Origin of the sequence: Xanthomonas sp. CFBP 7698 (assembly GCF_003600855.1) — a bacterium.
Taxonomy (GTDB): domain Bacteria; phylum Pseudomonadota; class Gammaproteobacteria; order Xanthomonadales; family Xanthomonadaceae; genus Xanthomonas; species Xanthomonas cannabis.
The window spans coordinates 17296-34860 of sequence record NZ_PRDN01000003.1; the positions used below are offsets into that span (position 1 = coordinate 17296).

The 17565-nt window shown below is 66.7% G+C and carries 16 protein-coding genes; 4 read left to right on the top strand and 12 right to left on the bottom strand.

The window, feature by feature from the left end; genetic code table 11:
• Window positions 1–35: 35 nt before the first annotated feature.
• From aceE to XnspCFBP7698_RS13865, 4 genes are all read right to left on the bottom strand, one after another.
• A complete protein-coding gene (gene aceE / locus XnspCFBP7698_RS13850; protein ID WP_123137500.1) occupies window positions 36–2723 on the bottom strand; it encodes a pyruvate dehydrogenase (acetyl-transferring), homodimeric type in 2688 nt (895 codons plus the stop codon).
• Between the two features lie 399 nt (window positions 2724–3122).
• Window positions 3123–4136, bottom strand: a complete 1014-nt coding sequence (locus XnspCFBP7698_RS13855; protein WP_104579227.1) for an arabinogalactan endo-1,4-beta-galactosidase — start codon at window positions 4134–4136, stop codon at window positions 3123–3125.
• Window positions 4137–4561: 425 nt separating this feature from the next.
• Window positions 4562–5887: an XVIPCD domain-containing protein gene (locus XnspCFBP7698_RS13860; protein WP_104579228.1), complete on the bottom strand. Its 1326-nt coding sequence runs from the start codon at window positions 5885–5887 to the stop codon at window positions 4562–4564.
• Entirely contained in the window at window positions 5884–6483 is a 600-nt protein-coding gene (locus XnspCFBP7698_RS13865; protein ID WP_184374653.1) for a hypothetical protein, read from the bottom strand. Before XnspCFBP7698_RS13865 ends, XnspCFBP7698_RS13860 begins: the two co-directional genes overlap by 4 nt.
• Before the next feature lie 296 nt (window positions 6484–6779).
• On the opposite strand from XnspCFBP7698_RS13865, the gene XnspCFBP7698_RS13870 reads away from it, so the two are divergent.
• The 4 genes from XnspCFBP7698_RS13870 (at window position 6780) to XnspCFBP7698_RS13885 (ending at window position 10293) form a co-directional block, all read left to right on the top strand.
• Entirely contained in the window at window positions 6780–8732 is a 1953-nt protein-coding gene (locus XnspCFBP7698_RS13870) for a SpoIIE family protein phosphatase (RefSeq protein WP_233548995.1), read from the top strand.
• On the top strand, window positions 8729–9160 hold the full coding sequence (locus XnspCFBP7698_RS13875; RefSeq protein WP_047693326.1) for an ATP-binding protein: 432 nt from the start codon (window positions 8729–8731) through the stop codon (window positions 9158–9160). Before XnspCFBP7698_RS13870 ends, XnspCFBP7698_RS13875 begins: the two co-directional genes overlap by 4 nt.
• Window positions 9157–9576: an STAS domain-containing protein gene (locus XnspCFBP7698_RS13880; protein WP_104579229.1), complete on the top strand. Its 420-nt coding sequence runs from the start codon at window positions 9157–9159 to the stop codon at window positions 9574–9576. Before XnspCFBP7698_RS13875 ends, XnspCFBP7698_RS13880 begins: the two co-directional genes overlap by 4 nt.
• Before the next feature lie 93 nt (window positions 9577–9669).
• A complete protein-coding gene (locus XnspCFBP7698_RS13885) occupies window positions 9670–10293 on the top strand; it encodes an HAD hydrolase-like protein (protein ID WP_104579230.1) in 624 nt (207 codons plus the stop codon).
• Window positions 10294–10602: 309 nt separating this feature from the next.
• Here the strand turns inward: XnspCFBP7698_RS13885 and XnspCFBP7698_RS13890 are convergent, their stop codons facing one another.
• From XnspCFBP7698_RS13890 to XnspCFBP7698_RS13925, 8 genes are all read right to left on the bottom strand, one after another.
• A complete protein-coding gene (locus XnspCFBP7698_RS13890) occupies window positions 10603–11322 on the bottom strand; it encodes a GntR family transcriptional regulator (protein WP_104579231.1) in 720 nt (239 codons plus the stop codon).
• A gap of 79 nt (window positions 11323–11401) precedes the next feature.
• On the bottom strand, window positions 11402–12757 hold the full coding sequence (locus XnspCFBP7698_RS13895) for an SLC13 family permease (RefSeq protein WP_047693332.1): 1356 nt from the start codon (window positions 12755–12757) through the stop codon (window positions 11402–11404).
• Between the two features lie 87 nt (window positions 12758–12844).
• On the bottom strand, window positions 12845–13765 hold the full coding sequence (mdcH, locus tag XnspCFBP7698_RS13900) for a malonate decarboxylase subunit epsilon (protein ID WP_104579232.1): 921 nt from the start codon (window positions 13763–13765) through the stop codon (window positions 12845–12847).
• The gene (locus tag XnspCFBP7698_RS13905) at window positions 13762–13947 is read right to left on the bottom strand and encodes a hypothetical protein (RefSeq protein WP_104579233.1); all 186 of its coding nucleotides are present in this window, start codon (window positions 13945–13947) and stop codon (window positions 13762–13764) included. The genes mdcH and XnspCFBP7698_RS13905 overlap by 4 nt, the downstream gene beginning before the upstream one ends.
• Window positions 13944–14843, bottom strand: a complete 900-nt coding sequence (gene mdcB / locus XnspCFBP7698_RS13910) for a triphosphoribosyl-dephospho-CoA synthase MdcB (protein WP_104579234.1) — start codon at window positions 14841–14843, stop codon at window positions 13944–13946. Before mdcB ends, XnspCFBP7698_RS13905 begins: the two co-directional genes overlap by 4 nt.
• 251 nt (window positions 14844–15094) lie before the next feature.
• A complete protein-coding gene (gene mdcG / locus XnspCFBP7698_RS13915; protein WP_104579235.1) occupies window positions 15095–15736 on the bottom strand; it encodes a malonate decarboxylase holo-[acyl-carrier-protein] synthase in 642 nt (213 codons plus the stop codon).
• A gap of 2 nt (window positions 15737–15738) precedes the next feature.
• On the bottom strand, window positions 15739–16443 hold the full coding sequence (mdcE, locus tag XnspCFBP7698_RS13920; RefSeq protein WP_104579236.1) for a biotin-independent malonate decarboxylase subunit gamma: 705 nt from the start codon (window positions 16441–16443) through the stop codon (window positions 15739–15741).
• Entirely contained in the window at window positions 16434–17357 is a 924-nt protein-coding gene (locus tag XnspCFBP7698_RS13925; protein ID WP_104579237.1) for a biotin-independent malonate decarboxylase subunit beta, read from the bottom strand. Before XnspCFBP7698_RS13925 ends, mdcE begins: the two co-directional genes overlap by 10 nt.
• Window positions 17358–17565: the final 208 nt, after the last annotated feature.

Below are 17565 nucleotides of genomic sequence, written 5' to 3' on the forward strand. Positions count from 1 at the left end.
AAGGGGCGACTCACGTCGCCCCCTCATGTATTGACTCAAACCCCAACAGGATTCGCCTTCTCAGGATCAATCTTGTACTGCTTGATCGCCCTGGCCACATCCTTGCCCGTCATCTTGCCATCCTTCGCCAGCGCGGCAATCGCCGCATGCGCGATGTAGTAGCGGTCCACCTCGAAGAAGCGACGCAGGTTGGCACGCGTATCCGAGCGACCGAACCCATCCGTACCGAGCACGGTGTAGGTCATCGGGACGAAGGCGCGGATCTGGTCGGCGAAGGCGCGCACGTAGTCGGTTGCGGCGATGGCCGGGCCCTGGCGGCCTTCCAGCAGCTGGGTGACGTAGGGCTTGCGCTGTTCGGCTTCCGGGTGCAGGCGGTTCCAGCGTTCTACGGCGTAACCGTCGCGGCGCACTTCGTTGAGGCTGGGGCAGGACCAGATGTCGGCGGTGACGCCGAAGTCCTTGTCCAACAGCTCGGCCGCGGCAATGGCCTCGCGCAGGATGGTGCCGCTGCCCAGCAGCTGCACGCGCAGCTCGCCCTTCTTGGGCTTGCCGGCGTCCTTGAGCAGGTACATGCCCTTGATGATGCCCTCGGCTGCGCCTTCCGGCATGCCGGGGTGGGCGTAGTTCTCGTTCATCAGGGTGATGTAGTAGTACTCGTCGATCTGGTCTTCCATCATCGCCTTCATGCCGTGCTGCATGATGACGGTGACCTCGAAGCCGAAGGTCGGGTCGTAGCTACGCACATTCGGGATGGAGCCGGCGATGACCTGGCTGAAGCCGTCTTCGTGCTGCAGGCCTTCGCCGTTGAGCGTGGTGCGGCCGGCGGTGCCGCCGAGCAGGAAGCCACGCGTGCGCATGTCCGCTGCCTGCCAGGCGATGTCGCCCACGCGCTGGAAGCCGAACATGGAGTAGTAGATGTAGAACGGCAGCATCGGCACATCCGACACCGAGTAGCTGGTACCTGCGGCCATCCACGAGGCGATGGCGCCCGGCTCGCTGATGCCCTGCTGCAGCACCTGGCCGGTCTGGTCTTCGCGGTAGTACATCAGCTGGTCGGCATCGACCGGCTTATACTTCTGGCCGAACGGGGCATAGATGCCGATCTGGCGGAACATGCCTTCCATACCGAAGGTACGCGCTTCATCGGCCACGATCGGCACGATGCGCGGGCCCAGCTCCTTGTCGCGCAGGGCGATGTTGAGGCTCTGCACGAAGGACATGGTGGTGGAATAGCTGCGCTCGCCGCTGTCCTTGAGCAGGCGCTCGAACTTGTCGAGCGTGGGCGCGACAAACGACTTGCTGGCCTTGGGACGGCGCGAGGGCAGGAAGCCGCCCAGCGCGCTGCGGCGCTCCTTGAGGTACTGCACTTCCGGGGAATCTTCGCCGGGGTGATAGAACGGCACCTGGCCGTCTTCCAGCTGGGCGTCGGTCACCGGAATGTTGAAGCGGTCGCGGAAGTGCTTGACCGCCGCGTCGTCCAGCTTTTTGGTCTGGTGGGTGGGGTTAAGCGCCTCACCGGCCGAGCCCATGCCGTAGCCCTTGACCGTCTTGGCCAGGATCACGGTGGGCATGCCGGTGGTGTTCACGGCCTGGTGGTAGGCGGCGTACACCTTGTGCGGGTCGTGGCCGCCACGGTTCAGGCGCCAGATGTCGTCGTCGGACAGGCCGGCGACCATGGCCGCGGTCTCCGGGTACTTGCCGAAGAAATTCTCGCGGGTGTAGGCGCCGCCGAAGGCCTTGCAGTTCTGGTATTCGCCGTCGACGGTTTCCATCATCAGCTTGCGCAGCACGCCGTCGGTGTCCTTGGCCAGCAGCGCGTCCCAGTAACCGCCCCAGAGCAGCTTGATGACGTTCCAGCCGCCGCCACGGAACACGCCTTCCAGTTCCTGGATGATCTTGCCGTTGCCGCGCACCGGGCCGTCCAGGCGCTGCAGGTTGCAGTTGACCACGAAGATCAGGTTGTCCAGGCCTTCACGGCCGGCCAGCGCGATGGCGCCGAGGGTTTCTGGCTCATCAGACTCGCCGTCGCCGATGAAGCACCACACCTTGCGGTCGGACTTCTCGATGAGGCCGCGGTTTTCCAGGTAGCGCATGAACTGCGCCTGGTAGATGGCGGCCAGCGGGCCCAGGCCCATCGACACGGTGGGGGTCTGCCAGAACTCGGGCATCAGCCACGGGTGCGGGTAGGAGGAGATGCCCTGGCCGTCCACTTCCATGCGGAAGTTGTCCAGCTGGGCTTCGCTGATGCGGCCTTCCAGGAAAGCGCGGGCGTAGATGCCCGGGGCGCTGTGGCCCTGGATGAACAGCAGATCGCCCGGGTGCTGGTCGCTGGGCGCGCGCCAGAAGTGGTTGAAGCCCACGTCGTACAGGGTGGCGCTGGAAGCGAACGAGGCAATGTGGCCGCCCAGGTCGCCCGGCTTGCGGTTGGCCCGCACGACGGTGGCCATGGCGTTCCAGCGGATGATCGAGCGGATCTTCCACTCCAGCGCGGAGTCGCCGGGGTTCTTGGCCTCGTTGGCCGGTGCGATGGTGTTGACGTACTCGGTGGTGGGCGAGAACGGCAGGTAAGCGCCGGCGCGGCGGGTCTGTTCGACCATGCCTTCCAGCAGCTGATGGGCGCGCTCCGGGCCTTCGACGTCGATGACGGCCTTGATCGATTCGAGCCACTCCTGCGTCTCGAGCGGGTTCGGATCGTTGTGCAGCACTTCGTTCAACCAGTTCATTAGCGCTCCCGGGGGGACACACCCCGCGGGTGTGTCGACATCGTGAATTCGTGAACCCCCAAGTGTACCGCACGCACCTGTTGCCATTCCTCGCTACGGTGGCGTATGGAATGGGATAGTGTTGTGCGCTGAGTGGGGCATCGGCACCGGCTGGAACGACGCTTTGGCACAGCGGGCGCTGCCGGGGTACGACCAAAGGATGAGAGCCAGCGGCAGGCGATGGCCGGCCGATACCGTACCGGGTGGGCCGATATGCATGCCCCCGTAGGAGCACACCTGGGCGCGAGGGGCTTTCTCGGTGAAGCCTGTCGCGCCCGGGTGCGCTCCTACGCGATGGCGTGTCTGTGGGTGCGCGCCAGGAAATCCCGCAGCGGGCGCCGCCCCGTAGGAGCGTGCTGGTCAGAACGCCTGCAGCGCTTCGGTCAATTGGCCGTTGTTGTTGACTGCGCCCATGGTGTAGCCCTGCCAGCCGGGGTAGGCGTTGGGCTCCCAATAGAACACGCCGAGCACCTGCTTGCTGTGGCTGCTGTTGATGGCGTTGCTGCGGCTGAGCAGGTTGGTGAGCATGGCGCGGGTGGTAGCCGCTTGTTGCCAGTCCATGCCGACCTCGGCCACCACCACGTCGCTGCCGTAGCGGGTGATCATGTCGCGCAGGTTGGTGTCCAGGCGGTTGTTGTAGTCCTGCCAGCTGCCGACAGGCGGGTAATGCGACATGCCGATGACGTCCCACTTGCCGCCGGCCGAGCGCAGGTTGTCGAAGAACCAGCGGAAGTTGGCGTTGTCGTAGCCGTTGGCCAGGTGCACGATGACCTTGGCGTTGGGATACACCGCCTTGGTGGCGTTGTAGCCGCTGTTGATGAACTGGCCCAGGTTGGCGAAGTTGGGCGTCTTGCCTTCGTTCCACAACATGCCGCTGTTGATCTCGTTGCCCACCTGCACCCAGGTGACGGTGATGCCGTTGTCCTTGAGGTATTTGAGGATGCCTTGCGTGTGGCTGTACACATCGGTGTTGAGTTGGGCGACGCTGTGCCCGGCCCAGGCGGCCGGCTTGGTCTGCTTGCCCGGGTCGGCCCAGCTGTCGCTGTAATGGAAGTCGATCATGATGCGCATGCCCTGGGCGGCGGCGCGCTTGGCTTTATCCAGGGTGTCGCGGCCATCGTTCCAGCCGCCGGACGGGTTGACCCACACGCGCAGGCGAATCGCGTTGCCGCCCACGTCCTTGAACAGCTTGATGAAGTCGGTGGTGTTGCCGGCCGCATCGCGAAATACCTGCGGCGGATTGTTGGCAGCTTGCTGGTTGAGCCAGCTGACATCGGCGCCCTTGGCAATGCCCTGGGCGCTGACGCCGGCGCTGCACAGGCACAGCGCCAGCACGAGCAGCACGCGGTGGTAGTGGATGCGAAAAATAGCCATGAAACGTTCCTCGATCGATGGATGTCGCGCCGGGCGGCGCCTTGCGTGATCCCCTGCGTTGCGGTGTGCATGCGGCCACGGTGCGCGCGAGCGTTGCTGCTTCACCGTGTGTCGCTGCACAGCGGTTGCGATTCAAGCACGGTGGTACAGCGCGGTTGAGGCCGCTATAGGTGCAAGGGTATTGCGGCATATCTCGAGGCAGGAAAACGTTGAGTCCACGCGGGTTGTGCAGGCGCGTGGTTGTGCGGGTGCAGCAGCACCCCTGCGCATTACTGCGCGATTGAACGCGAAAACGCCGGGCAAGGCCGGCGTTTCGGTAAGCCACGTGATGCGAGTGGTGAGCAGGTTGGGCGCCGCCGCAACGCGCGCCGGGGTGATGCACACCCGCGCACTCATCCGCCGCGGCAGCATGCCACGCGCACCCATCAGCCCATGGCGCGCGCACCTTGCTGCTGTTGCTGGGTCTGCGCCTGCTGCTGCTCCAATGCCACTGACTGACGCGCGGCGTTGTCGGCCACGCGCTGGCTGCTCTGCTCCAGCGGGGTGTTCATGGCGGTCATCGTCTCCACGCTGACGCGCAGTTGCGCGGGGTCGTCCACGCGCCCCTGCACCGCAAAGGTCCGTGCGGCATCCGGGGTCATCATCACCGCGTCGATGCGCTGGCCACCGGCGGCGTGCATCTCCGAGGCGAGCGCGCCCGATAGCTGCGCGCTCTGCTGGTCGGGCGTGCGGCCGGCGCGTGCATCCTGCGCATGCACGCCACGCTGGGCATCCTGGAACAAGGAGTTACCCACGTGCCCCGGCTGATCGATGCGCAGCGAGGTGTGGCCGTTGCCATGCTCGCGCGCGTCGCGCTTGGCCGGCTCGCCCGGAGCGAGCGGGCCACGGATGGCGTCGATGGCGTCCTGGCCGAGGCCCTTCGGGCCACGACTCAACAAGGTGATGCCGGCGCGGATCTCGTCCAGATCGGATCGATACTCGTTGATCATTCTCTTGTTCTGATCTGCAAGCTGACGTGCTTGCGGGTCATTGAGCGGGGAACGCTCATCCAGGAAATTTTTGATGGTGTGCGACCCCAACGAATTGACGGCAGAGGCCACCGGAGAATCGGGAATCAGAAAGTTCACCTTGCTGTTGCTGTAGCCCATGGCGCTCAGCGCCGCGATCTCGCTGGGTCTGGCGTAAACGCGCACTTCTCCGTAATGCGGAGACGCTGCACTCACCGGATCGGCAGCCATCACATGATTGACCACGCTGTGGCCACCTTCTGGAATGCGATACGCCAAGCTCGCCGCGCCATACGCGTTGAAGGTCTCACCTTTCAAATCGAAGTGGTGCGCGCTGACCTGCGCAAGCGCTCCGCCTAGCGAGTGGCCGGTGACGGTGACCTCGGGCGCGTGCCCGGTGCGCTGCTCCTGCTTGGCCGCATAGCCAAGCGCACTTTTTGTCAGGGCTATCGCATCTTCGGCTTGGGGATTAACGCGCTGAAAAACCATCGAGCCATCTGCCTGCAGCGCGTCGCGATAGATTTCCTCCGTCCCCCGGTGAGCGACGACAATGTCTCCGCCGCCAACGCGTTGGTAAATCGTTCCCTGGTAGCCCGTCTTTCGATTATTGACGTGCTCCAGAATTTCGTAACTCACGCCACCAACGTCCACTCGCTCACGATCGCCAGGGCCGCGCTTGCCGACCTTGTGGTCGACGTAGCCCTCATTGGACAGAATGGCGTATTGCTGCGAGGTCGGCTTCACGGTGAAACCTCTTTGGCGACCAGGGTGACCGAGAACAACTGATCACGCAGCTCCGGCTTGAAGTCTGAAGCCGAGGGCAAACCATTGTCGGCGTAGTCTTCGATATCTTCCTTGGGATAACCGCCCTTCCAGAAATACAGCGTGACCGGCTTGCCTGCCACGACGTCCTTGGTTTCAATAAACGGCAGAAACTCGGTCTCCTCTTTTTTCCCACTGGCCTTCAGGGAAACACGTGCGCCGGTCATTTCCCAATGACACGTCCCGCGCCCGTAGTAGTCCTCATCTAGCATCAGATCGAGGTAGACGATTCCTTGATATTCCTGCTCTGAGACTTTTTTCAGCACGACCGGCTCATTGCTGGTGATGCGCTGCCCAACGCCGGTCTGGGGATGAATCTGGCCACACTCGCTGTCATTGCTGACGTCGTACTGCGCATACCCATTGACAGCTCCGAACGCTCCCGGTGCTTTGTCGATCTTGACGGTGACCTCATACGCCTTGCGCGGGCTCGGATTCAACTTGGCAAGGCCGCGGCCGCCGGCCTCGACGTCGGCTTCTGCGGTGGCCTCGGTGGCGGGGGAAAGGGTCTGGGTCATGCTGGTCTCCGGGGCGTTACAGGCCGTAAGCAGTAGGGCCAGCAGGCTTGGGGTCAGAATCTGGCGCAAGGCCGGCCTCCGTGGCAGTTGGGCCGCCAATCTAGTCCGCTTGAGTTCGGGTGGTCAATTGGACGCTTGTGAGGATGAGGCCGCTCGCCGCGCTTGTGGATGAGTGCAAAGCTGCCATGATCGGGCGCAGCCGCCGCCAAGGAGCGCGCTTCATCGCCACCGTTGCCCGCCCGCCCGCACGGCCATCGCCGGTCACCCCGCGTGTGCACTGGCGCAACAGCCTGCGCATGCGGGTGATGCTGGCGGCAACTGCCGTGTTGCTGGTGTTGCTGGTAGTGCTGGGGACGGTGTTCTACGTCGGGGCGCGCACCGAGTTGGTGGAAGCGGCGCGCACCGAAGTGGACGGGCTGACCGAGCAGACCGCGCGCAGCCTGGCGGCGATGCTGGATTCGGTGCAGGTGAGCGGGCGCACCTTGGCCGCGAGCAGCAGTGCGGTGGGGCTGCAGCCGTTCAATCTGCGTGCCTTGCTGGTGGCCACGCTCAGTGGCGACCCGGATATCGGAGCGGCGCGCCTGATCATCGAGCCGCGCACGCAGAAGGCCGGCGATACCGGGTTTGTCTGGTACGTGCGCCGCGATGGCACCCAACTGGTGGAGAAATCGGCGCTGGAGCTGGGCTACGACTACCGCACGATGCCGTGGTATGTGCGCACCCAGCGCGAGGGCCGTGCGTGGTGGTCAGAGCCCTACCTCAACAGCAATGGTGGCAATGCCCTGTACACCAGCTACAACCTGCCGCTGCGGCGCCCCGGTGACGCGCCGGATGCGGCGCCGGTGGGGATGGTGAGCGTGGATCTGCCGCTGCAACACCTGCGCGAGATCATCGACCAGCTGCCGCGCGACATCGGGATCCAGCCGATGCTGTTGTCGCCGGAAGGCATGCTGGTGTTCAGCCCCGACCCGGCGCTGAATCTGCACCACAGCCTGGACAGCTATGTGGCGCGCTCGCGGCCGGACCTGCGGCCGTTGCAGCGCGCACTGGCAGCCGGCCAGCCGATTTCGTTTGCGCATACCGCGCCGGATGGCGAGCGGTTCCTGACCCACAGCGCGGCGGTGGGCCGCAGTGGCTGGACCTTCGTGCTGTCCGCCTCCGAACGCTACGTGCTGTCCGGCCTGAACTGGCTGGTAGCGTGGGTGGCGATGGCGGCGTTGCTGGGCGCGGGCGTCTGGTGGTGGTTGATGGGGCGGATCACGCGCAAGTTGACGCGGCCGATCGAGGAACTGACCGACACCGCCGAGCACTTCCGGCGCGGCGAATTCGAGTACCCGTTGCGGCATATCGAACGCGACGACGAGGTGGGCGTGATGGCGCGCGCGTTCGACACGGCGCGCGATGCGATCCGTCACCACATCGGCGAGATCGGCGAGATGACCGCCGCGCGCGAGCGCATGCACAGCGAGCTGCAGATTGCGCGCGAGATCCAGCAGGCCATGCTGCCCTCCGGGCGCACCTTCGACCGCGCCAGTTCGCATCTGGAAACCTGCGCGTGGCTGGAGCCGGCCAAGGCGGTGGGCGGCGACTTCTATCATTTCTTCGAGACCGAACCGGGGCTGCTGTGGTTCGTGGTGGGCGATGTGTCCGACAAGGGCGTGCCGGCGGCCTTGTTCATGGCGCGCGCGGTGAGCGTGCTGGAGATCGCTGCGCGCCGCTATACACGTCCGGACGGGATCCTGATTACCGCGTCCACGCGGCTGGCCGAGAACAACGACACCTGCATGTTCGCCACCGTGTTGTGCGGATTGATCAATGTGGTGAGCGGCGACTACTGGCTGGCCAGCGCCGGGCACGAGCCGCCCTTGCTGATCGATATCGATGGCAAGGCACGCGTCCTGCCGCTGGAGACCGGCGCCCCGTTGGGGATCGAGCCGCAGGTTTCGTTTCCGGTGCTGCACGGGCGCATGACCGCCGGCCAGACCCTGCTGGGCTATACCGACGGCGTGACCGAGGCAATGGACGAACACGGCGCCAGCTACGGGCTGGAGCGGCTGCTGGCCACGCTGCACCCGCGCCGCAGCGCTGCCGCGCAGTGCAAGGCGGTGGTGGCCAATATCGCCCGTTTCACTGGCCAGGCCGACCCTTATGACGACATCACGCTGCTGGCGATCCGGCTGCGCCAGGAGCATGCTGGACGGGTCGCAGAGACCGGCCGGGGCGTTCCCGGAGAGGTGACGGCTCCATGAAGCTCGATCTGGCCATTGCCCCGTCGCTGGCCCAGCTGGCCGGCGCCAACGACGCGCTGGAAGACTCGCTGACGCGCGAAGGCCTGCACGCCGAACGCATCGGCCAGGTGCGGCTGATCGTGGAAGAGCTCGGCTGCAACGCGCTCACCCATGGGCAGTGCGCCGAGCAGCCGCTGCGCCTGCAACTGCAGCTGGACCCACAGGCGCTGGTGCTGGAAATGCACGATGCCGGCATCGCGTTCGACCCCTGCGCAGCGCACATGCCCGATGTCGCCAGCGAGCTCGACGACCGCCAGATCGGCGGGCTGGGGTTGTTTTTGGTGCATCAGTTCGCCGATCACATCGACTACCGCCGCGATGGTGCATACAACATCGTGCGCGTCACCCTGCTCCACCCGTACGCCCCTGTCCCCGAGGCCCTGTCATGACCACGCTCGCCATCCAGATCGACCCGCCGCAAGACACCCGTCAACGCGTCATCCTGACCGGGCGGCTGGACACTCACACCTATCAGGACCTGGACGCGGCGCTGTCGCCGTTGCTGGGCACCCGCATCACCACCCTGGTGCTGGACCTGAGCGCGCTGGAATACATTTCCAGCGCCGGCATCCGCTGCATCTTCAAGGCGCGCAAGGCGCTGGCCACGCGCCAGGGCAAGGTGCTGGTGAGCAACCCGCAGCCACAGATCCGCAAGGTCTTCGACATGGTCAAGGCCGTGCCGTTGAGCGATGTATTCGCCTCCACCGAAGAGCTGGATGCCTACCTGGCCGCGATGCAGCGCAAGGTGATCGAGCAGAGCGCGCAAAGCGATACGCCGATCTTGCCGCATTTCGCCGAAGCGTAATCGGCATCGCGTGCGCGTACACGTGGGGACGTGTGCGCGTGCGCCAGCTGCACGCGTCTGGTTAGGCTATGGCGCCCCGCTGCGTGCGTTGCCATGGCTGCACTGATCATTTTCGATTTCGACGGCACGCTGGCCGATTCGTTCGGCTTCTTCCTGAGCACACAGCGCGACCTGGCTGCGCGGCACGGGTTCCGCGCGGCCGAAACGCATGAAGTGGACGCCGCGCGCAGGTTGAGCACGCGCGCGCTGATCAAGCAGTCCGGATTGCCCGCCTGGAAGGTTCCACTGGTGGCGTCTGACTTCATCCGCCTTATGCGCGCCGCGCCGCCGGCGGCGTTGTTTCCAGGCATTGCGCAGACAGTGAGCGCGTTGCACGCCGGGGGGACGCGGCTGGCGGTGGTGTCGTCCAACTCGGCAGAGAACGTGCAACGCGTACTGGGCGAAGAGCTGAGTACGAAGTTCGCCCTCATCGAAGGCGGCGCGCATCTGCTGGGCAAACAGCGCGCCCTGCGACGCGTGCTGCGCGCCACATCACACACCCCAGCACAGGCGATCTATGTGGGTGACCAGGTCGCCGATTGGGAAGCGGCCCAGGTGCTGGGCCTGCCATTCGCCGCGGTAGCCTGGGGCTACGCGCATCCGGAGGTATTTGCCGGATTGGCCGGAACGCAGCTGATCGAGCGCGTGGAAGACTTGCTTGCGCTGGGCGTGCGCTAGCACCAGGCGCAGCCCTCATCCGCCCTTCGGGCACCTTCTCCCACAGGTGGGAGAAGGACGTGGCGACAGCTGCTGGGGCTGGACGTGCCAGCGGTGTGGTGTGTCGGGCAGCGGTCTAGCCGTTCCGTCTTTCGCCGCAAGCATCCGGTTGGTCGCTCGCCAAGCGAACGCCCGTTTCGACATCACGTCCGCGCGCATGGCTTCCTTGCGCGTCCCTTGCATGGTCGTGGTGCTCTCGATCAGCTACGCGGGCACCCAGCTGCCGCACGTGATACCGGGCGCAGCACGCCGCCCCGTTCAAGCAGACGACTACACCCCGCCCGAGCGCGGCAACGGCGCCGGTACATTCAGCATTCCGCCGGCCGCCACATAGGCTGCCAGCGCCTGGCCCTGGCTCAGCAGATGCCCGTGCATGGTGCGCTCCGCACCTTCCGCATCGCCGCGGCGCACGCAGTCCATCAGTTCGCGATGCTCTGCCAGCGATTGCGCCATGCGCCCGGGGGTCAGCAATTGCCGCCCGCGGTGCATCTTCAAGATGCGGTGCAGATCGTGCGTCACCCGGATCAACCAAGGATTGCCGGCATACTGCTGCACGGTTTCGTGGATCAGATAATTGTTGCGGTAGTACTCGGCCAGATCGCCCGCCGCCGATGCGGCTTCCATTGCCGCATGCAGGTCTTCCAGCCGTTGCACGCCGGCCGCATCCAGGCGCTTGACCGCATCGTGCGCGCAGCGCCCTTCCAGCATCGCCATCACCGGGAACAGCTGGTTGAGGTCTTCCAGCGTCAGCCGCGTGACCCGGCTGCCGCGGCCGGCATCCAGCTGCACCAGGCCTTCGGCGGCAAGCAACTTCAGGCTCTCGCGCAGCGGGGTGCGGCTGATGCCCAGTTCCTCGGCCAGGGCCGGTTCGTCGATCCATTCGCCCGGCGGCAGCGCGTAGTCGTAGATCTTCTGGCGCAGGCGCTCGGCCACTTCCTCGTACAGCGGTACGCGCTTTTTGGACACGCGCGAATCAGGGGCGAGGGTCATGGCAGGCAGGTCGTCGGCATCGGGTCTGGGGCGCCCATTCTAGCGGGGCGCCCCTTGCACCTGCCCGACGCCGCCACCCTCACAGCCAGCCCGGCACCACGAACAGCAGCCACGCTGCCAGCGGCCCCAGCAACACCACCAGCCCGCTGTAGACCAGGAAGCGGCGGAACAGGCCGTCGCGCTCTTCCTTGGCGGCCGAGGCCACCACCAGCGCGCCATTGGTGGAAAACGGGCTGACATCGACGATGGTGGACGACACGGCGAGCGCGCAGATCACCCCGGCGGCGCCCAACTGGCCCTGCATCAGGAACGGCACCGCCAGCGGGATGGTGGCGCCCAGCACCGCCGCAGACGACGCGAACGCAGACACGATGCCGCCCACATAGCAGACCAGCAAGGCGCCCAGCAGCGGCATGCCGATGTGCGACACGCCGGTGCCGATGTAGTCCACCGCACCGGCTTTTTCCAGCACTGCGACATAGGTGACCACGCCGCTGATCAACAGCACCGTGGACCAGCTGATGCCGTCTACCGCACCCTTCTGCGCGTTGGGCGAGATCAGCGCCAATGCCACCGCAACGGTGATCGACACCAGCCCGACGTTGAGGTTGTAGACCAGCGCCGCAACGCCCAGGCCCAGCAGGCCGACCAGGGTGATGACGCGGTCGCGCGTGATGGAGACCGCTTCCAGTGCCAGCGGGTCGGTGGACAAGGTGCCGCCACCCGGTGCCACCAGCGCGCCATGCCCTTCGATGGCGAAGCGGCGTTGCGAGGCCTGATCGCCGCTGACCGGCACGTACTGCGCATCGGCCAGCGAGACCTCTTGCCGGCGCATCAGCTTGAGCCCGCCGAAGGCGCAGAAGCAGATGATGGCCATCATCAGGTTGAAGCCCAGGCTGGTGAGGAACACCGCCATCTCCGTGACATCCAGCCCGGCCTTTTCCACCACCTTGTTGGTGATGCCGCCATACACGCTGATCGGCGAGAAGCCGCCGCCCTGCGCACCATGGATCACCAGCAGGCCCATCATCAACGGATTGATGCGGTACTGCTTGGCAAAGCGCAACGCCACCGGGCCGATGATGGCCACCGCGGCCGGGCCCAGCGCACCGAAGGCAGTGAGCAGGCCGGTGATCACGAACATCACCCACGGAATGGCGACGATGCGCCCACGCACCGCGCGTACCGCCCAGTGCACCAGCAGATCGATGGTGCCGTTTTTCTGCGCGATGGCGAACAGATAGGTGATGCCGACCAGGGTGAGGAACAGATCGCCCGGAAAGCCGGCCAGCACCTCCTTGCCATCCAGCCCCACCCACACGCCGCCAACGATGAACGCCAGCGCGAAGGCCACCGCTCCCATGTTGATGGGCAATGCGGTGGCGACGATGAACATGATCACCAAGCCAAGAATCGTTGCAATTTGCGGGGTCATGCGCCCTCCCAGACACCTGATACGCGTACAGCACGGATGGCCACCCGCCACCCCAGGGTCACACCGTGTGCAGCACCTGCCTGATCGTCATGCCGCACGCTCGCACGCGGCGTTGACCCACTCCACAACACCGTCGGTGCTGTGGAAGTCGTCCACCGAGCGCGCCTCGCACGCCGGCAAGATCTCACGCGCCATGCGCGCCAAGGCGCTGCCGGGCCCGAGTTCGAGAAAGACGCGCGCGCCGCGCTCGGCGGCCTGCACCAGTACGTCGTACCAGCGCACGGTCTGCGCGATCTGCGCGGCCAGGCTGTCGACAACCTGCGCCTTGGTGCCGACCGCACGTGCATCGATGCCGGCGAGCACGCGCACCTTCGGGGCACCGATGCGGGCGGTGTTCAATGCGATGGCGAATGCAGCGGCGGCGCTACGCAGCCACGGGGTGTGCGCCGGCACGCTCACCGGCAGCAGCGTGACGCGTGCGCCACGCGCCTGCGCTGCGTCGCCCAGCGCCTGCAGCGCAAGACGTGGACCGCCAAGCACCGCATGGTCATCGCCATTGACGATGGCCAGCGCTGCGCCGTGCGCGGTGCACAGGGCAGTGAGCGTGGGCAGTGGCAGGCCGATGACGGCCATCAGCCCGGCGTTGTCGGGGCTGGCGGCATCCATCAGGCGGGCGCGGGTGGCTGCAAGCTGCAGGCAGGTGTCGATGTCGACGCTGCCGGCCACTGCATGCGCCGCCAGCTCGCCCACGCTGTAGCCGAGCACCAGCAACGGCACGGGGAGCTGCTGGCGCAACACCTGCCACTGCGCCAGGGTGCCCGCGCACACCAGCGGCTGCGCAATGGCGTTGGCATAGCGGCCCGGGTCTGCGGCAAGGATGTGCGGCGCGGCGCCAAGCACCTGACCCGCTGCAGCGAGTACGTCGGCCGCGGCAGGCGCATCGGCGACACGCGCAAACATCGCGGCGTGCTGACCGCCCTGGCCGGGACAGAGCACGGCCAGGCTCATGGCGTGGCCTGCGTGCAGGTCACGCCGTGCGCCATGCGCGCATGGCCCGCATCCGCGCTGAGGGCCTGTTCTTCCGCGCGCCGGAGCAGGACGCCGTTTCCTGGGGCAGTGGGATGGGCGCCATTGCCGCTCGTGTGCACGTACAGCGTCTTCGCCGCTGCCGGTGGCTGCTGCGTGCTCATGCGGTCTCCTGACAGTGCAGGAACCAGGCGCAGGCCAGCAGATCGGCGCTGCCACCCGGGCTCAGACGACGCGCGACGAATTGCCTGCCGATGGCGTTCAAGCGATCGCGCCACTGCGCTTGTGCGACACCACCCGCGGCGAGAAATGCACGTGCTTGCGCCCTTGCGTAGGCCAGCCCAGCCTGCCCGCCGCGATGCAACAGGTTGAGATCGTCGACCTCGGCAATCAAGTGCATCAAGGTCTGCGCCAATGCGGCCTCGCGCGTGGCGCCGCTGCGCAGTGCGCTGCGCAGCGACGGCAATGCGATCTCGCGCAGCAATGGATAACCGGCTGCGGCCTGCTCGCGCACACCACCGATCTGCAACGCTGCACGCACGCGCTGGCCATTGCTGTGGTGATCCAGCGGTGCGGTGCGCAAGGGGTCGCGCCAGACCTGCACCGCGGTGCAGACGGCTTCGCCGACGGGGCGGCTCCCGTGTGCGACACGCAAGCGCGCGGCCTGCGCCGTGAGCAGGCCCAGGCTGAAGATCGCGCCGCGATGGGTGTTGATGCCGCCGGTGGCACGCAGCATCGCCGCTTCGGCCGCGATGCCGAGCTGGCGCAATTGCTCGAACGGCGCGTTGTCGATACCGGCCTGTGCAATCGCGACGAAGTAGCTGCGCAAGGCGAACAGGCTGCGCAGAAACGTCGACGCGTCCATATCGGTATGGCTACCGCAGTCGAACGGCGTGACCAGGCCGGGCTTGGGTGCGCAGCTCAGTTCTGCATGCAAGGCGGCGACCGCGAGCCGGCCCAGCCGATGCGCCAGTGCGCTGTCGGTGCCGGCAACCGCATGCGATGTGCCTTGCAGCACTGCGTTGTATTGCAGATCGCCACGCACAGCCGCAGTACGCATGAGGCCCCTGCCGCCGTCTGCGGGAGCCAGGCCCGGGCCTGGCTGCGACGGCGAGTCCTGCGGTGCTGCAGGTGCCGGTACCGGTGCCAACGGGTGCCCCGCACGTGCCAGGCCTGTCGACGGGCGAGCCGCACAAGCCAGGTGTGGTGCAACACGGCTGTCTGTTGACGGTGGTGCGGGTGGCTGCCGCCCGGCCGCATTGCACTGCGTCGCCGAGGGCCTGGCATCGGTGGTGCGTTCGACCAGCGTCCTCATGCCGCGCACCCCACCGGAAACAGCGCGCTGCGCGGCAGCAAGCGGCAGCCGTCGCTGGATTTCACCAAGACCTGCTGTGCGCTGCCGGCGTATTCGCGCCAGTTCACCGCGGTGTCGTCGGGCAGCAGCAGCTCGCCGTCTGCGCGCAGCCCGTGGTCCCGTTCCCAGCGCTGCAGCAACGTCACCACCCTGTGCGCCTGTTCGGGTGTGGCGACGGACCACAGCAGATCCAGATCCGATTGCGCATGCACATACGCAAGCCCGGTGAGGGCCTGCCAGGCAACGCTGCCGAACACGCGCGGCTGCAGGCCGCTGACATTGGCCTGCGTCAGCAAGGCCCGCAGTGCAGGCTGCACCGACATGGGGGCGGTAGCGATCACGGCATCCAGCGCCATCGGGGCGGTGCTGCGTGCGATGTCGTCCAGCCCGGCGATTAATGCCAGGCGCTGTTTACCCTCGTCCGGCGGCAACGGCACGCCGAGCCGTATGCGACCGGGTGCCTGGCTGCCATCCCCACGCGCCACCACCGCTGGCAGGCCCTCAGCAAACCACTGCTGCAGCCGTGGCTGCGCACCCGGCGTCAGCGCTTGCCAGCGCGCGCCGGGACGCAACCACACCAGTGCGTGGCGGCCGAGCATGCTCAGACCTCGCCTGCGGCCACGGCAGCGGCGACATCGCGCGCCAGGGTGCGCCCGCCGCGCTGCGCGCCGAGTGCGCGGCGCTGGTCGCCATCGGTGGGCGCGGCCAATGCATCGAGTAATGCTTTTGCCAGATCGCCGTCCCACAGCGATTCCACCGCACCCATGCGCACGTAGTTTTCAACGCCCGGCGCGAATACTGGCGAGCTCTTGCTCAGCGCCTGCAAGGTGTCTACCGATTGCTTGGTCACACGCGCCATCGCACGTAGATCCATCACCCGCACCTGCGCGTCCGGCAGCGCGTGGATGTGGTCGGCCATCAACCCGAACGACAGAAACCCGCCGCTGACCGCTTCGCCATAGACCAGGGTCAGCAGCCGCGCGCCGCGCCTGCGCGCCAGATCCAGCGCGCGTGCAAGATGTGCAAAATAGCCATTGATGCCGAGCAGTTCGTCGCGGCGTGCGAGCCGTTGCCCGGCCGTGTCGGCCAGCATCACGATGGGGCGCTGCGGATGCGCGCGCGTGCTGGCAAGTACGCTGGCCGCCAATGCCAGCGCATGGTCCACGCCGACTTCCAGCTTGTTGGCGGTGCCGATCACGGTGACCTCGCCGGTCGCGGTGGTGGCGCTGCCGGTGAGCACGTCGGCGTTGCGGGCGATGGTGTGGCCGAGCGGGAACAGCTGGTCCAGCAGTTGGCTCAGTTCCATGGCGTGCTCCGGTCGGCGGTGGCGGCAAGGAAGGCGTCGGTGTCCAGCAGCGGCAGGCGCTGCGCGTCGACGATACCCTGGCGCTGCCAGATCTCCAGGCCATCGCGGCAGTCGCCGTAGCTATCGATGCGCGCGGCCAGCTGTTGATGCGCGTGCTCCAGGGCCTGCAAGGCGGCATCGCCGTCGTCGGATTCTGCGAGTGTGTCGAGTGTGGTGAGCGCCGCATCGGCAAACGCCGCGATGCGGTCGGCCACCAGGGTCTGCGCGTCGCCCAGCAGGTAACGGTGCTTGCCACCGGTCACGCGCCACACCAGGGCACGGTCGCGCGCGTCGAACTCTTCCACCCCGCGCACGGTTTCGATCACATCCGGGCCGGACAACGACAGCCGGCCCTCTTCGGACATGATCACCGCGCTGCAGCAGCGCGCCACGATGCCCATGCCGCCGAAGGCGCCGTTGCCGCTGCCGATCAAGGCCAGCACCGGCACGCCGGCCGCGCGCGCGTTCAAGGTGGCCCGCATGATTTCGGAAATGGCGATCAGGCCGGCGTTGGCTTCATGCAAGCGCACGCCGCCGGTGTCGAGCAGCAGCAATACCGCAGCCGGTTGCGTGGCTGCAGCGCGTTCGAGCAGGCCGGTGAGCTTGGCACCGTGCACCTCGCCGACGCCGCCGCCCATGAAGGCGCCCTGTTGTGCGGCGACCAGTACGGTGCGGTCACGCAGCGTGCCTTCGCCGACGACGATGCCGTCGTCGAAGGCGCCGGGCGTGTCGAGCTGGGCCAGATGCGGGCTGATCAAGCGGCGACGTGGACCGACCAATTCGCGGAAGCTGCCGGCATCCAGCAACCCGTCGATCCGCTCGCGCGCATCGGCTTCGTAGTAGCTGCGTTCGGCGATGGGAATGGTGGTGCTCATACGCGTCTCCCGACGACATGCGTAGGAGCGCATCTGGGCGCGACCGGGGCGTAACCGGCAATGCTCGTCGCGCCCGGGTACGCTCCTACGGGATGGACTGGGTGTGCGGGCTCGTTGTGGCTGCGCTCGGCCGCGGTGACGCTGGCGCTGGCGACAACGTGCGTAGAAGCGCACCTGGGCGCGATCGCGGCATTACCGGGAACGCCCG

What these genes read in the sequence shown, in the direction of transcription:
- aceE (WP_123137500.1), bottom strand. Translation starts at nt 2,723, where the DNA reads ATGAACTGGTTGAACGAAGTGCTGCACAACGATCCGAACCCGCTCGAG.
- XnspCFBP7698_RS13855 (WP_104579227.1), bottom strand. Translation starts at nt 4,136, where the DNA reads ATGGCTATTTTTCGCATCCACTACCACCGCGTGCTGCTCGTGCTGGCG.
- XnspCFBP7698_RS13865 (WP_184374653.1), bottom strand. Translation starts at nt 6,483, where the DNA reads ATGACCCAGACCCTTTCCCCCGCCACCGAGGCCACCGCAGAAGCCGAC.
- XnspCFBP7698_RS13870 (WP_233548995.1), top strand. Translation starts at nt 6,780, where the DNA reads ATGCGGGTGATGCTGGCGGCAACTGCCGTGTTGCTGGTGTTGCTGGTA.
- XnspCFBP7698_RS13875 (WP_047693326.1), top strand. Translation starts at nt 8,729, where the DNA reads ATGAAGCTCGATCTGGCCATTGCCCCGTCGCTGGCCCAGCTGGCCGGC.
- XnspCFBP7698_RS13880 (WP_104579229.1), top strand. Translation starts at nt 9,157, where the DNA reads ATGACCACGCTCGCCATCCAGATCGACCCGCCGCAAGACACCCGTCAA.
- XnspCFBP7698_RS13885 (WP_104579230.1), top strand. Translation starts at nt 9,670, where the DNA reads ATGGCTGCACTGATCATTTTCGATTTCGACGGCACGCTGGCCGATTCG.
- XnspCFBP7698_RS13890 (WP_104579231.1), bottom strand. Translation starts at nt 11,322, where the DNA reads ATGACCCTCGCCCCTGATTCGCGCGTGTCCAAAAAGCGCGTACCGCTG.
- XnspCFBP7698_RS13895 (WP_047693332.1), bottom strand. Translation starts at nt 12,757, where the DNA reads ATGACCCCGCAAATTGCAACGATTCTTGGCTTGGTGATCATGTTCATC.
- mdcH (WP_104579232.1), bottom strand. Translation starts at nt 13,765, where the DNA reads ATGAGCCTGGCCGTGCTCTGTCCCGGCCAGGGCGGTCAGCACGCCGCG.
- XnspCFBP7698_RS13905 (WP_104579233.1), bottom strand. Translation starts at nt 13,947, where the DNA reads ATGAGCACGCAGCAGCCACCGGCAGCGGCGAAGACGCTGTACGTGCAC.
- mdcB (WP_104579234.1), bottom strand. Translation starts at nt 14,843, where the DNA reads ATGCGTACTGCGGCTGTGCGTGGCGATCTGCAATACAACGCAGTGCTG.
- mdcG (WP_104579235.1), bottom strand. Translation starts at nt 15,736, where the DNA reads ATGCTCGGCCGCCACGCACTGGTGTGGTTGCGTCCCGGCGCGCGCTGG.
- mdcE (WP_104579236.1), bottom strand. Translation starts at nt 16,443, where the DNA reads ATGGAACTGAGCCAACTGCTGGACCAGCTGTTCCCGCTCGGCCACACC.
- XnspCFBP7698_RS13925 (WP_104579237.1), bottom strand. Translation starts at nt 17,357, where the DNA reads ATGAGCACCACCATTCCCATCGCCGAACGCAGCTACTACGAAGCCGAT.